Genomic DNA, 14,128 nt, shown 5'->3' with positions numbered 1-14,128 from the left:
TAGAATTAGAATTGACGTGACATTCTCCTAGTAGCCAAAGTGCCAGACTCTCTGCCATTAAGCGATCGCTATCTTGCCTTAATCGATGAAATTGTCGAAACCACCCTCAAGGGCAAAATTAGCTCTGTAGAACAGGTGTATCAAATGCTGCTAAAAGGTATCACTTCCGGGACAGGGGAAGTCTTTGAGCTAGCTTTGAGCGATCGCCTGAATTCTCTCCAAAGCCAAGTAGATAGCGAAAAAGACGAACTCAAGAAAGCCAAGGCGACTCGCAGTTTGAGAGCCATTAAGACGATTCAAAGTCAATGGCAACGCTGGCAAGAGCAAAATAAAGCCACAGAAGCGATCGCCTCCGCAGCTACAGAAATAACTACAGCCCCTGCTGGCGATCGTCTAGCGGTATTTATCCGGGTTACTGACCCGAATCAGAAGTATCCGCTAAATTTGCAACAGTTACAGCAGTTATCAAAGGCATTGCAGCAATTTGCTCAGGCAGATGCTGATTTACAACAATTTTCCGAAGGGATTACCCGTGGTTTAGCTTCTTGGCAGCGATTGCAAGACAACTTGCTCAGTTGGATGTACGAGCGAAAGGAATCTTTGGGATTTGGCGGCGTACCGGGAGAAAGTGGCCCTTGGGCAAGTTGGGCTAAACAACTTAATAGTGAATTACCCCAAGCACTGCTCCGCACCTTAGCTAGGGAAGAATCCGCAATCGAGTTTGCCGAACGACAACGAGGCATCACCCTTAGAGATTGGGTGGAAATGGCATTGATTTTACAGTTCTTGCAACGGGGACTAATTAACTGGTTTGACCAACAAGCTTACGATGTGAAAGCGGGGCCAAAGTTGTCCATTTCCACTTTTTTGACCTTTGCAGTGATTTGGAGTCAGTTAGCAAGTGGTTTTAGGAGCATTGGGACAGTATATAGCGATGCCTGTTCTCAAATCATGCTTCAGATTTTGCGAACCTTTGCCCAGCGTCCGTATTTTCCCTTTTACGGCGGGATTTTTGCTTCTTTTACTGGCACCTATTTACGAGATGCCCTAGATTATCTGGATGAACCGCTACGGCGAGGTGAGGGAACCCAAGAAAAGGCTCGAATTTTGACCCTTTTGGGCTATTCTCAGCGTGCTTTGGGACAATACCAGCGCTCAATTGATTTTCATCAGCAGGCGCTAGAGATAGCCAGGAATGCAGGCGATCGCACCTGTGAAATTGCCAATCTCAATCACCTCAGCCGCACCTACGTGCAACAGCAAAATTATGCTGAGGCAATTAACTACAGTCAACGAGCATTAATACTGAGTCGGCAAGCAGGCGATCGCACAGGGGAAGCAAACGCGCTGGTAAATTTAGGTTACAGCGAAGTCATGCAAGCTCAAGAATTAGAAAACTTAGAACCAGAAACCTATGAAGCCGCAATTAATTATTTGGAACAAGGTTTAAAATTATCCGAAAAATTAGGCGATCTTCAAAGTAAAGCCTTATGTGTCAGCAGCTTAGGAATTGCCTATCTAGTAATTGGAGAACACCAAACTGCAATTAAATATCTGGAAGATGGTTTTAAAACAGCGCAAGTTTCCGGTGATTTGTATCTCCAAGGGCGGAACTTAGCTTATTTAGCAGAAGCTTATTATCATCTGCAAAATTCCGAAAAAACTGTTTACACGGGCTGCTTGGGAATGTATCTTTTGGAGCAAATAGCTTCTAGTGAGTGGCGACAACCAGCAGGGTTACTGATAATTTTGCAAGGACAAATCGGTGCAGAAGCTTTCCAAAAGTTTTTACAGCAACATCGCCCAAAAATTATTGCGGTTATCGGTGTAGATGGGTACGATCACATTCCGCAATTGTTAGAAGAATATAAAGGAGATATGTAAGAAAGGTAAGGATTCAGGTTTAACTGCTCCCAAGTTTGAAAAGAGAAGCAAGAAATGCGTAGGCGTAGCCCGTCGTAGACATCGCTCGACTTTCAACTGACGTTGTGGTTTATTGAGTGTTTTTAAACGCATTTTTCTGTAATGGGTTTATTAAGTTGTGTAGGAAGATTAGGTAGAAATCATTAGATTAGGAATTTTCTACAATGGCACAAAATAGACCACCGAGAAGGAGGCATACATGGCTATCCATTCTCAGTTCTGTTACATCATTGCGACGAGATCAATGGCTACGCCTTCTTGCTCTCATGCTCGTAACCGTGCTAGGCACGCTTTTTATCTTGATGTCTCTACTTTTTATCAGTACCCGATTCTTTGGACTACGTATCTTAGCGGGGCAAATCTTTCTTGATCCCAACTATCAAAGTCTTGGGGCACACGTGACGGTCGATGCAACTGCCGGATTCCAGAATTCAGGCATTTTCCTGAAGACAGGACAGAAAATTTCTCTTTTCCCAGAAGGGCGTATACATCTTGCCTCAGAGCAAATTTATGACTTTGCCAAGTCAGTGAAACCCCTAATAGTTAACGATAAAGAACTCGCAAACAGGTGGTCTGCTCAAATCAAACAGCGATACCAGTCTAAACCCTCTGACAAGAATGTTTTTTATCGAGATTGGGTTGGTCCAGAGGGAGATTCTGAAGCAAGTGATATTCTTGAAGATTGCAAGCTCCAAAAAGATATGCCTTGGGGTAGATTGCTAGCGATTATAATACCTGGAAAAGATTTTTCTAAAATACCTAAAGATTTTACACAATCTGATCCATTTGAAGTTTTGAACGATAATCAATTGAAGTCTAGCCAACTTTTTTCCGTTACTAACAACACAGAATTCACAGCTGACCAAGACGGCTGGCTAACTTTTATAGTTAATGAAGCTGTCATCTCACAATATTCGCCATCAGAAAATGCAAAAGACTACTATAAGGCTCTACAACGAGCCTATCCAGATTTAAGTGATGGTCGCAAGAAAATGCATTTGGGGTCATTGCCACTTGTGTTTTTCTCTGATAATGCAGGTGCATTCCGTATAACAGTCAGATATTGAAAATAGAACTATTTGTCATTAAAGGTCGTGACCAAACGTGAAAGGAAAGTTATTACTCATGGCAGTTAACAACGTCATTATGATCGGAGGCGTTGTACTTGTATTGTTCATCGTTGGAGGACTTATGCAGAGTAAAGCGATCGCACTTCCGATCGCCACACCATCTGAGAAAGGAGAGTCAATATCGTCTCATCAACGGCTTTGGGTTGTAACTGGAGGTCAGACAGGAGTTGACAGAGCTGCGCTCGATACAGCTTTGTCACTTTTGTTACCAGTTCGTGGATGGTGTCCAAAAGGGCGGCTTGCAGAGGATGGAAAGATACCACCTGTATACCCGCTTCAAGAGACAACGAGTACTGACTATGCATTACGTACCGAGTGGAACGTTCGAGATTCAGACGGGACGCTCGTCCTAGCGTATGGATCGCTTGAAGGAGGAACAAAGCTTACGGCTGACCTGGCGCATAAGTACGATCGCCCTGTCCTGATCATTAACGCGCTGTCCTTCAGTGAAAATGACGCTGCTCGTTTCTGGAGTTGGATTCAGAAGCACAACATTCGCATTTTGAATGTTGCTGGCCCACGAGAAAGTTCACAACCAGGTGTTATTTATAACCGTGCCCGATATGTTCTTAAGCAGCTCTTGGAGTCGTAAAAAGAAAGAGATAAAACTTTCCCCCAGTATATTTTTTTAGCAGAACTCCATATTGAGCTTGCTTATTTAAATGAACTGTGATAGTTTCATTTTAACCTAAATACCTTTAAGTCGATTGACTAACCGTAGTTTACTTGATAGCATCATTATTCTAGTTAAGAAATTTGTTTTCACTAGGTAGTTGAAAAACCGTAAATAGTAAGGTATTCATGGCTATCAGCCAAAAGTTATTTGTAGCATTGTCCGCTGGACATGATTGAACAATACGTCTTTGCAGCGATAAAAACTGCGTAGGCGCAGCCTGTCGTAGACATCGCCCACCGAGCCATAACCATAAATCCTTTGTTGTCTCGCTAGTTTAATGGTGAACCGATGCCTATCGATAAACCTTGACGCTTTCAGCAGCAGTGAGGCAGCACTGTAGGTCTACCCAATCCATACGTAGGAGTTGAAAATTATGGTGCAAACTTCTCTCGTCCGCCCCAGCAATCCCTTTCAGCCACCAACCTTCGTTTCCATTGAATCAGAGCGTCGCCATCGTCAAGAACGCTTGGCAGCAGCCTTTCGGGTATTTGCGCGTTTGGGTTTTGCTCAAGGATTGGCAGGACATATCACTGCCCGCGATCCCGAACTTACCGATCATTTTTGGGTAAATCCCTTTGGGATACATTTCAGTCGCATTCGGGTATCAGACCTGATACTAGTGAATAGTGAAGGTCAGGTAGTCCAAGGTGAAGGCAAAGTTAGTCAAGCAGCGTTTGCCATTCACTCTCAAATCCACGAAGCCCGCCCTGATGTCATTGCAGCGGCTCATGCCCATTCCTTCTATGGCAAAACTTGGTCATCTTTAGGTCGGTTGCTCGATCCGATTACCCAAGATTCCTGTGCTTTTTACCAAGATCATGCTCTATTTGATGATTTCACAGGCATTGTCTTAGAGACAAGCGAAGGAAAACGCATTGCTCAGGCACTAGGCGATCGCAAAGCTGCGATTTTACGCAACCACGGAATATTGACCGTGGGACACAGTGTGGATGAAGCCGCTTGGTGGTACATCAGGTTAGAAGATACTGCGAAAGCGCAATTGATAGCAGAAGCCGTAGGAAAACCCATCCTAATTGACCACGACATCGCCTTAAAGATCCAACAACGCGGTGGTACTCATCAAGCAGGCTGGGGTGGATTCCAATATTTATGGGATGAAATTACCCACGAGCAACCAGACTTATTGGATTAGGTATTGGGGACTGGGGATTGGGCATTGGGCATTCATTGGGGATTGGGCATTGATCAATAGTTCTTCTTCCCCTGCTCCCCCTGCCTCCCCTGCCCCTCTGCTCCCCTGCTCCCTCTACTCCCCAACACTTTCAGGAGAATTAATTATGCCAATTGAATTTATTGGATTGATTCGGACAAAACCGACTTCGGAATTAAATAGTGCATCAGGCGGTCTGGGAGATGACATCATTGATACAGCTTATGTTCGTGAATTTGCCAAAGCCCATGAAGAAGGAGGCTTTGACAAAGTATTGATTGGCTATAGTTCTAGTAGCCCTGATGGTTTGACTGTTGCTAGTTTCGCTGCTTCAGCAACCGAGCGATTGGGCTTTTTAATTGCTCATCGTCCGGGTTTTGTCGCACCAACTCTGGCAGCTCGCAAGGCAGCTACCCTTGACCATTTTACCAACGGTCGGATCGCAATACATATCATTACAGGTGGCAGTGATACCGATCAACAAAGAGATGGCGACTGGTTAGATCATGACAGCCGTTACCGTCGCACCGATGAATATTTAGAAATTGTTCGTCGCGTCTGGACAAGCGACACTCCCTTTGACTACGAAGGTGAATTTTACCGCATCAAGGGTGCTTTCTCTGCGATCAAGCCGCTGCAAAAGCCTCATATCCCCCTTTATTTTGGTGGTGCATCTGGGCCAGCCGTACAGGTAGGAGCCAAACACAGTAATGTCTATGCTTTGTGGGGTGAGCCAATTGCCGCAGTTAAAGAACGAATTGCAGAGGTGCGTGCTGCCTTACCACCCGATCGCTCCATTAGCTTCAGCGTCTCTCTGCGACCGATTCTTGGTGCTACAGAACAAGAGGCTTGGGAAAAAGCACATAGCATTTTAGCGCGAATTCAAGAGTTGCGAGGAGGCACAAAATTAGCTGCCCCAGCTAGACCCCAGGCGGTAGGATCGCAACGTCTGCTAGATTTTGCCGCCAAAAATGAGATTTACGATAAACGCCTATGGACACCGATCGCCGCAGCTACTGGTGCGGCAGGTAACACTACTGCTCTAGTGGGTACACCAGAACAAGTAGCAGAGGCTTTGGTTGATTATTACGATGCAGGTGTGACTACCTTGTTGATCCGGGGCTTTGATCCTTTAGAGGATGCGATCGCTTATGGGCGTGATGTCATTCCTTTAGTACGTGCGGAAGTTGCGCGACGAGAACGGCAAACAGTTGGAGTTGGGGTTTAGCGATCGATCCAACGCCTCACTGCTGGCAGTTGTGTAGAGAACCATAGCGCACCTAAGGTACTCAGACTGCCACAGACAATCAAGGCATTAGTCGCACCAAAATTCTGTGCCAAAGTTCCAGCTAACAGATTCCCAAAGGGCATCATACCCACCATTGCTAGGGCATAAAAACTCATCACCCGTCCGCGCTTATCTTCGGCAACTAGGGTTTGGATAATCATATTACTACTGGTAATCAGGAGGATGGAAAAGCAGCCTGTAAACACCAATATGATTATGGATAATCCAACTTGACGCGATAGTGAGAAGGAAATCAAACTTATCCCAATCAAGACTTGAGCGACTACAATCAAACGTTCTAAGCCGGCAATTCCTCGCCTAACACTCAGATACAAACAAGCAAACAACGAGCCAATGGGCGCTGAGGTGCTGAGTTGAGCCATCGTAGTTGCATCCCCATTTAAAATCTTCGCCGCGAAGACGGGCATGAGCGCGATATGAGACATCCCGACTAAACCTTGTAATGCCAGTATTAATAAAATTGCTCTAATGGGTTGGAACTTGGAGACATATTCAAAGCCCTCTCGCAATTTCTGCAAAGTATCACTAAGGCTCGTAAGAGTTTGCATGGATCTGACTTTCAGCCGCATCGCTAGCAGGGTAAAGATGGCAGGGATATAGCTGAGAGTATCGTAGAGAAAACAATATTTCACCCCTAGCGTTGCAATCAAAATCCCACCCATAGCCGGCCCCAATACCAGCGAGGAACTTAACATCACTGAATTCAAAGCGATCGCATTACTCCAATCGGCGCGATCGTCTACGGTTTCGGTGACGATTGTATGACGCACGGGCATATCTAATCCCTTGAGGAAACCATTGAGAACGCTTAGTACCAATAGGATGGGAAACGTAATCCAATTTGTAAAGGTAAGAATCGTTAGAGTCAAGGAAACGCTAATTCCCAATATCTGCACCAGCATCAACAAGTCACGACGACTCCAGCGATCTGACAATACGCCCGAAAAGGGAATCACTAATAACGTCGGCAAAAATTGCACAAACCCTGCAATTCCCAACAACCAAGCCGATTGAGTTAATTCGTATACCAGCCAAGGAATAGTTAACTGCTGGGTCATAAATGTCCCAGACATTGATAGTAACTGTCCCCCAAAAAATAGGCGAAAATTACGCCAGCGAAAAGCGGGTAAATACTGGTAGATGAGATTACTTACGCGATCGCCTAATTGTCCGTTCCAAATTTTCATCAGGAAAGTTCTATTGTGTTTTACTAAGTATTAGATAACCTAATACTTAGTTTATCTAATAATTATAGGGTAATTGCGTAGTTTACCGCACTTCTCTACGTTCGCGCAGCGTGTCGCAGACAGACGCTGCGCGTAGCTTGCTTCCACGTTCGCGCAGCGTGCCTGCCGTAGGCAAGTGGTACGGCAAGGCTCAGTGACCACCGCAGGCATCGCGTTTTTGTAGCAAGCTTGCTGATTCAAAGGTTAAGCCTTATTCCTAACGGCATCCGGTGTAATCGCTGCATACTGCTGGGCAGTTAAGGTTGCTCCTTTAACATCAACTTGTTTTGGTACAACTTTCAGTTCATACAGAAGATCCGCAACCTTTTGTTGGGCGCTAATTACTTCCTCAGTAATTGGTCTCATGTCATATTTTCTTCTCGTCAGCGCCAACTCCATAGTATCGACATCAGTCTTGACCTTCGGTGCGAGGATTTCGGCAGCAGCCCGCCTGTTTTTGTTTGCCCACTGCCCAACTTGGTAGTACTCTGACAAAATTGCTTTCAAGAGTTCAGTATTATTAATTGCAAAATCTCGTGAAGCTAGGTAATAACTTCCTGGCGTCTTAATTCCTTGCGCGTCTCGTAAGACTCGGATAGTGCCTTCCCGTTGCAGCTTGATCAGACTAGGATCGCCTTCTACAAAAGCATCAACCGTCTTGTTCAAAAACGCTGCTCTTCCATCTGCAATGGGTAGATTCACTGATTCAATATCACTGATTTTTAGCCCTACCTCTTCAAACGCTTTCACCACAAAAAAGGTCTGAGCCGTCCCTCTAGAATAAGCAACTTTTTTACCTTTAAGACCTGCCAATGTTTGGATTGGAGAATCCTTTAGCACAACAATTGCTGAACCTTCTCCAGTACCTGGTGGCATATTAACTACATAAATCAGATTAGTACCAGCTGCCTGAGCAAAAATGGGTGGCGTTTCGCCAGCAGGCCCAAGGTCAATGCTACCCACATTTAAGGCTTCCAATAGCGGGGGCCCAGACACAAATTGCGACCAAGTAACACCTATTCCTTCAGGAGCCAAGCGTTTTTCGATCGCGCCTTTTTCGTGGGTTAGATCCCCAGAAACTTGGTAGCCAAGTCGAACCAGCTTGGTACTGCCTTTATTGTTACTAGTGGCATTAGCACTCAAGGTTGTGTTGTTGTTATTACCTGTGCTGCCGTTGTTTGTTCCACAACTGACTAAGGCAGTAAAAGACATTAATCCATAAAAAGTGTAAAGTAAATCACGCCTGGATATTGAGTGCTTTCCAATTTGCAGTCTGACCATAGCTTTTTAGTACTGTTTGTTAATTAACCCCCTCTGCTCTCTAAAGTGGAGAAGGAAAGGGGGAGTAGATTTTTGTATCTGAAAGAATTCACAATCTTTAGCTAGCTGAACTTTAGAAAGGACGGCTTCCTCGAATGCTAACCCGCTTCAAAACACGGGTTGCGTTGGAATTAAATTCGGGACGATAGTGAGCCGTTGCCTGGTTGTCCCAATAAAGCAGGTCGCCCTTACTCCAGTGGTGTTGATAAACAAAGTGAGGTTGCTTAATATGTTCCCGCAACCGCTCAATTAGCTTTGCCCCTTCCACTGGGTCGTAATCAACAATATCTACCTCGCTAGCGGCATTTAAGAAGAGAACTTTCTTGCCAGTATCCGGGTGAGTGCGAACCAAAGGATGGGTAGCAACTTGTTCACCGGGTTCAACGGAACGCCCAGCTGCGTAGCCAGGTTCAGGATACTCATCCCGATACTTGCCATATAAATTAAAATGGCGTAACTGCAAACCAGCAATCTGCTTTTTAGTAGCATCATCTAGTTCTTCGTAAGCCTGAATCAAATTCACCCAATAGGTATCAGGGCCATTTTCAGGCAGTTCTACCCCATATAAAAATGAACCGCTAGATGGTGTAGGCAACCAGTCATGATCGATATGGGGTAAAAGTTTACGATGGTTGGGTGCAAGATTGACGGAACTTTCTTCAGAGGCAGCATTTGCAAGGGTAAGAACAAGAGGCGGCAGGTACGGCTCGGTTTCTCCTTTACGGATATAGGCAGGCTGTTGGAGAATGTCGCCAAAGTAATTCGCAAACGCTAATAATTGGTCGTCAGTCAATTGTTGATTTTTGAAGATGAGGATGTGATGATCGCGCCACGCCTGCTTGAGTTGCAAGATTACTTCTGGTTCTGCTGCAATACTGGCGTCAACACCAGTAACAACTGCTCCTAAAGCTGCTCCAGTAGGCGTAATCTCAATTCGTGTTGCAGTAAATGTCATAAAAATTTCTCCTTGTACTTTGTAGTTGGTAAGGAAGCGATGGTAGTTTTCAACATAATACACTAAGCCGATAGATTTACAGTAGTATGCAATGACTATATTTTTAGACTGCTGGAATCAAAGCAGAAATACTTAGTAAAATATATAGCAAAGTTATCCAGTCAAATTACGGGCTAAGGTGATATCTCTGACAAGATTGAAGAGATAGACGAACTACGCTAATGGTTAATGCTTGACCATTTTGACTGGCAAAAAGTAAACCAATGTTTACAGCAATATACGGCTGGAGTATTTCTGTACCTCACAACTTTGAAATCTGCTATAGGATTACTATTTGATTTTTGAACAACACGTAGGGTGTGTTATGGCGAAGCGTAACGCACCATTTTCAAGGGTTTGGTGCGTTAGACTAAAGTCATAACGCACCCTACAAATACTTAATTTTTTTCAGAAATCAAACCGGATTCCTATATATATCCCCAACTATGAAGAACGTTGGCGAAATGGTGAAGCTATTGCAACTGAGTTTGTGGAATCAACGGTTAATCAAGTAATTAGGAAGCGGTTTGTCAAAAAACAGCTGAAGCAGATCGTGTTTGCGATCGCGTTTCGCCCACCATAGGCGATCGCACTGTGCAGAACCTGAGTAATTTTCCTTTCCTGACTCAAAGAAGTCCTGCTGATTCATATAATCGTTTGAGCATTGCTGAAATCTTTGTACTATAATCCAAATCTGCTGACCACCGCCCTGATAGCTGATCGATTAATGGCGCAATCCCGCGTGTAACAAAGCGAAACCTTGGATCTACTACTTCTTGTACCAAAGGTTCTAAACTGGCGTAAGCTTTCAAATGTTGGATGTGTGCCCTGACTCCAATTCTGGCACTCGGAAAAGATGCAGCCTCCGAACCGCCACCGATCGCACCTAAGCCGGCAAAGTTATTTTGCTCAGGTTTAATATCACCACCAAACCGTAAAAATCCCGTTTCTACACACATTTGGCAAAAGGCAATATCATAGTTCACTCCTTCTATACCTGCTTCTTCCCGATACAGTTTTGGGATGTCAGGAAACTTTGTTAAGGCATTTTCATTATTGTTTCTGAGGAATAATTGTAACTGTATTTCGGAAGTATTACCGTTTGACATCACCCGCGAAAATTGACCAGGGCAAACCATCAAATTCGAGCGCAAGCTGACAGTACGACTTGCCGCATCCCAACTGACTGCAACATTAAAATCTCGTAGTTCGATGGCTTTGACATAAACTATTTTGTGATAGGTAATTTTATTGACATTAGCTGCTTTTGAAAGGTCAATTCGGAGAAGGTCTACTAAATCAATGGGGATGTAAGCATTACCATTAACTAAAACTCCTTGTTCTGTGTAACTTTGTCCATTAATATTAATATTAATTGGCGGATAATTTGCTTCTGTCGGAGTTCCAGGAGTGGGGTCAATTACACGACTCCAAGTAACCAATCCATCGACAATTCCCAAAGCAAAATCGCGGCGACGAGTTTGCAGTAAAGCCCGATCTTCTGGATTGCTGAGAAACCCCACTTGCATTACCAAAGCTGGCAGCGTTGTCTGACGACAGAATGCTAAACTACCCAATCCACTATCTGTATCTGGCTTGACTCCCCGATTCGGTAATTGGGGTACGCGGCGCAACAATCCCACTAGTAACTGTTCAGCATTACTCTTGCGATCGCTATTATTAGCAATGTAGAAAACGCTAGCCCCACGCACAGAAGGGCTGTTAGCCGCATTAGCTGCAATTTCTAGGGCGACATCACCCCGGCGGCCGCGGGAATTGATCCAGGTGATAGTTTGGGCGGCGCTCAAGTCATCAGGAACCGCCAAAATTTCCAAACTCCGCGCCCTTAGTTCCGTAACAATCAAATCCCGCAGCAGAATCATTTCTTTTGCTTCACTTGTACCACCTGCGATCGCACCTTGATCTATTCCTCCCGCTTCTTTGCCTCCATGAGCTGCTGATATAAAAATACGCCCCATTTTCAGTATTTCCTCTGATAAAATTAAGTCTAAGCAATTGTATACATCATTCTTGGTTTGGCAACAAGAATATAATAGCTATCAGAAGTCTAAAGTCATTTGTCCTTTGGTATTTCTCCAAAGTTCATGACCAATGACCAATGACCAATACTTCGGCTTCTCTTCGAGACGCTACGCGAACGCTCAGTACAAGTGACTAATAACAAAGCCATGCAAATCCCCCGCTTGCACCCAGACACAATTGAGGAAGTTAAACTACGGGCTGATATTGTAGATGTCGTCTCGGAATACGTAGTTTTACGCAAACGAGGAAAGGATTTTGTCGGTTTGTGCCCCTTCCATGATGAGAAATCTCCCAGTTTCACTGTTAGTCAAACCAAGCAAATGTACTATTGTTTTGGCTGTCAAGCCGGGGGAAATGCCATTAAGTTTGTCATGGAGTTGGGAAAGCGTTCTTTTGCTGATGTGGTGCTGGATTTAGCACGGCGTTACCAAGTACCTGTGCAAACTCTCGAACCCGAACAACGCCAAGAATTACAGCGTCAGCTATCTTTGCGTGAGCAGTTATATGAAGTTCTGGCTTCTTCAGCACAGTTTTATCAACACGCCTTGAGACAATCCCAAGGGCAAAAAGCACTTCAATATTTGCAATCTAACCGCCAATTCAAAGAAGAAACTATACAGCAATTTGGTTTAGGTTATGCTCCCGCAGGTTGGGAAACTCTCTATCGTTATTTAGTGGAAGATAAACATTACCCAGTGCAAATACTGGAAAAAGCGGGATTGATTAAGCCACGCAAGGAAGGAGGCGGATATTATGATGTATTTCGCGATCGCTTGATGATTCCCATCCGCGATGTTCAAGGACGCGTCATTGCCTTTGGTGGTAGAACTCTCACTGATGAACAGCCTAAATATCTGAATTCACCCGAAACCGAACTTTTTAGTAAAGGTAAAACATTATTTGCCCTCGATCGAGCCAAAGGTGGGATTTCCCAACTCGATCAAGCCGTGGTGGTAGAGGGATATTTTGATGCGATCGCTCTCCACGCTGCTGGTATAAATAACGCCGTCGCCTCACTCGGTACAGCTTTAAGCTTAGAACAAGTCCGGTTAATATTACGCTACACCGAATCGAAACAATTAGTACTCAACTTTGATGCTGATAAAGCTGGAACCAATGCCACCGAACGGGCGATTGGTGAAATTGCTGAATTAGCATACAAGGGGGAAGTTCAGCTAAAAATTCTCAATTTACCTGATGGCAAAGATGCTGATGAATATTTGCATAGTCACACTCCAGAAGATTATGGAGAACTGCTAAAAAATGCGCCACTTTGGCTAGACTGGCAGATTCAGCAAATTATTCAAGACCGAGACTTAAAACAGGCTACTGATTTTCAGCAAGTAACTCAGCAAATAGTCAAATTACTTAAAAATATAGCTAACAGCGATACACGCAACTATTACGTTTCTTATTGTGCAGAAATACTCAGCTTGGGAGATACCAGACTTATACCCCTAAGAGTCGAAAATCTGTTAACTCAAATTGCTCCAGCTGCGGCTACATATTCTAAGCCCGTATCAGCGAAGAAAGCATGGGGAGGTGGCAAATCCCCACTCTCCGCCAACTCCCCACTCCCGACAGAACGCAGCCTTTTAGAACACGCAGAGGCATTATTATTGCGAATTTACTTGCATTGTCCCGAACAGCGTCAAATGATTGTTGACGAACTAGAGGAGCGAGATTTGCAATTTAGCCTTTCCCACCATCGATTTTTATGGCAACAGATTTTAGAAATTTCATCCGGTGATGGAGAGACGCAAAGTTTTTCGTCTCTACCAAATTTAATTTCCCGCCTCCAAGATCGGTTCTTAGAATTTGACAGCGAGATCGGGTTAATTTCCCATTTATTTCATGTGGATGAAAAAAACCAAAAAGAAATACTGCGGACTCCGCAAGTAGTTCAAGCTGCGATCGCTTGTATGGATTTGGTGATGCTTGAAAAACGCTATCGTCACTTTTTAGAACTATGGCAACAAACCGATCCAGAAGCGGAACCAGACCGCTATGAATATTATTATCAGGCTTTTTACGCGGAAAAAATCAAGCTTCAACAAATAGACCGACAACGGTTATTTTCCATCACCGAGTTGTTATAGCCTTGCACTCACGCTCAACCTAAATCTTGATTAGACCTCAAGATAGTTCAGTAGACTTCTTGGCATTGTGGGGAAAAATATCAGACAGGCGTTTTGCAAATTCCTCACGCCCTCATCCCCTAACCCCTTCTCCCAAGGGAGAAGGCAGGGTGGTTTCATACAAAGAAAGAAAAAACCTTTTGGATTTGATTGGCTAAAGCACGTTGAGCTTGAGGGATAGTGCGAAAACCGAGAAAT

General features: G+C 44.3%; 11 protein-coding genes. 6 read left to right on the top strand and 5 right to left on the bottom strand.

Annotation, left to right across the window (positions count from 1 at the left end):
* Positions 1 to 39: 39 nt before the first annotated feature.
* From V7K61_RS09775 to V7K61_RS09755, 5 genes are all read left to right on the top strand, one after another.
* Complete coding sequence (locus tag V7K61_RS09775) at positions 40 to 1,884, top strand: tetratricopeptide repeat protein (protein ID WP_335053148.1); 1,845 nt, start codon at positions 40 to 42, stop codon at positions 1,882 to 1,884.
* 203 nt (positions 1,885 to 2,087) lie between these two features.
* Entirely contained in the window at positions 2,088 to 2,990 is a 903-nt protein-coding gene (locus V7K61_RS09770; RefSeq protein WP_335053147.1) for a hypothetical protein, read from the top strand.
* 79 nt (positions 2,991 to 3,069) lie between these two features.
* Complete coding sequence (locus V7K61_RS09765; protein WP_335053146.1) at positions 3,070 to 3,645, top strand: putative molybdenum carrier protein; 576 nt, start codon at positions 3,070 to 3,072, stop codon at positions 3,643 to 3,645.
* Between the two features lie 457 nt (positions 3,646 to 4,102).
* Entirely contained in the window at positions 4,103 to 4,882 is a 780-nt protein-coding gene (locus V7K61_RS09760; protein ID WP_335053144.1) for a class II aldolase/adducin family protein, read from the top strand.
* A 145-nt stretch (positions 4,883 to 5,027) separates the two neighbouring features.
* Positions 5,028 to 6,128 (top strand): LLM class flavin-dependent oxidoreductase, encoded by a 1,101-nt coding sequence (locus V7K61_RS09755; protein WP_335053142.1) that lies wholly within the window; start codon positions 5,028 to 5,030, stop codon positions 6,126 to 6,128.
* Here the strand turns inward: V7K61_RS09755 and V7K61_RS09750 are convergent.
* From V7K61_RS09750 to tftA, 5 genes are all read right to left on the bottom strand, one after another.
* Positions 6,125 to 7,396 (bottom strand): MFS transporter, encoded by a 1,272-nt coding sequence (locus tag V7K61_RS09750; RefSeq protein WP_335053140.1) that lies wholly within the window; start codon positions 7,394 to 7,396, stop codon positions 6,125 to 6,127. The two genes, V7K61_RS09755 and V7K61_RS09750, sit on opposite strands and share 4 nt — an antisense overlap.
* 243 nt (positions 7,397 to 7,639) lie before the next feature.
* The gene (locus tag V7K61_RS09745; protein ID WP_335053138.1) at positions 7,640 to 8,647 is read right to left on the bottom strand and encodes an aliphatic sulfonate ABC transporter substrate-binding protein; all 1,008 of its coding nucleotides are present in this window, start codon (positions 8,645 to 8,647) and stop codon (positions 7,640 to 7,642) included.
* Positions 8,648 to 8,828: 181 nt separating this feature from the next.
* The gene (locus V7K61_RS09740; protein ID WP_335053136.1) at positions 8,829 to 9,710 is read right to left on the bottom strand and encodes a TauD/TfdA dioxygenase family protein; all 882 of its coding nucleotides are present in this window, start codon (positions 9,708 to 9,710) and stop codon (positions 8,829 to 8,831) included.
* A gap of 535 nt (positions 9,711 to 10,245) precedes the next feature.
* Complete coding sequence (locus tag V7K61_RS09735; protein ID WP_335053134.1) at positions 10,246 to 10,398, bottom strand: hypothetical protein; 153 nt, start codon at positions 10,396 to 10,398, stop codon at positions 10,246 to 10,248.
* Positions 10,376 to 11,728 carry a hormogonium tapered terminus morphoprotein TftA gene (gene tftA / locus V7K61_RS09730; RefSeq protein ID WP_335053132.1) on the bottom strand — a complete coding sequence of 451 codons (1,353 nt, stop codon included), beginning with the start codon at positions 11,726 to 11,728 and terminating at the stop codon, positions 10,376 to 10,378. Before tftA ends, V7K61_RS09735 begins: the two co-directional genes overlap by 23 nt.
* 210 nt (positions 11,729 to 11,938) lie before the next feature.
* Between tftA and dnaG the strand changes: the two genes are divergently transcribed.
* On the top strand, positions 11,939 to 13,891 hold the full coding sequence (gene dnaG / locus V7K61_RS09725) for a DNA primase (RefSeq protein WP_335053215.1): 1,953 nt from the start codon (positions 11,939 to 11,941) through the stop codon (positions 13,889 to 13,891).
* The last annotated feature ends 237 nt before the right edge of the window (positions 13,892 to 14,128 follow it).

Source organism: Nostoc sp. (genome assembly GCF_036918015.1).
GTDB lineage: Bacteria > Cyanobacteriota > Cyanobacteriia > Cyanobacteriales > Nostocaceae > Nostoc.
Note: the sequence above shows the minus strand (reverse complement) of the source record. Positions and strands in the feature narration are given on the sequence as shown.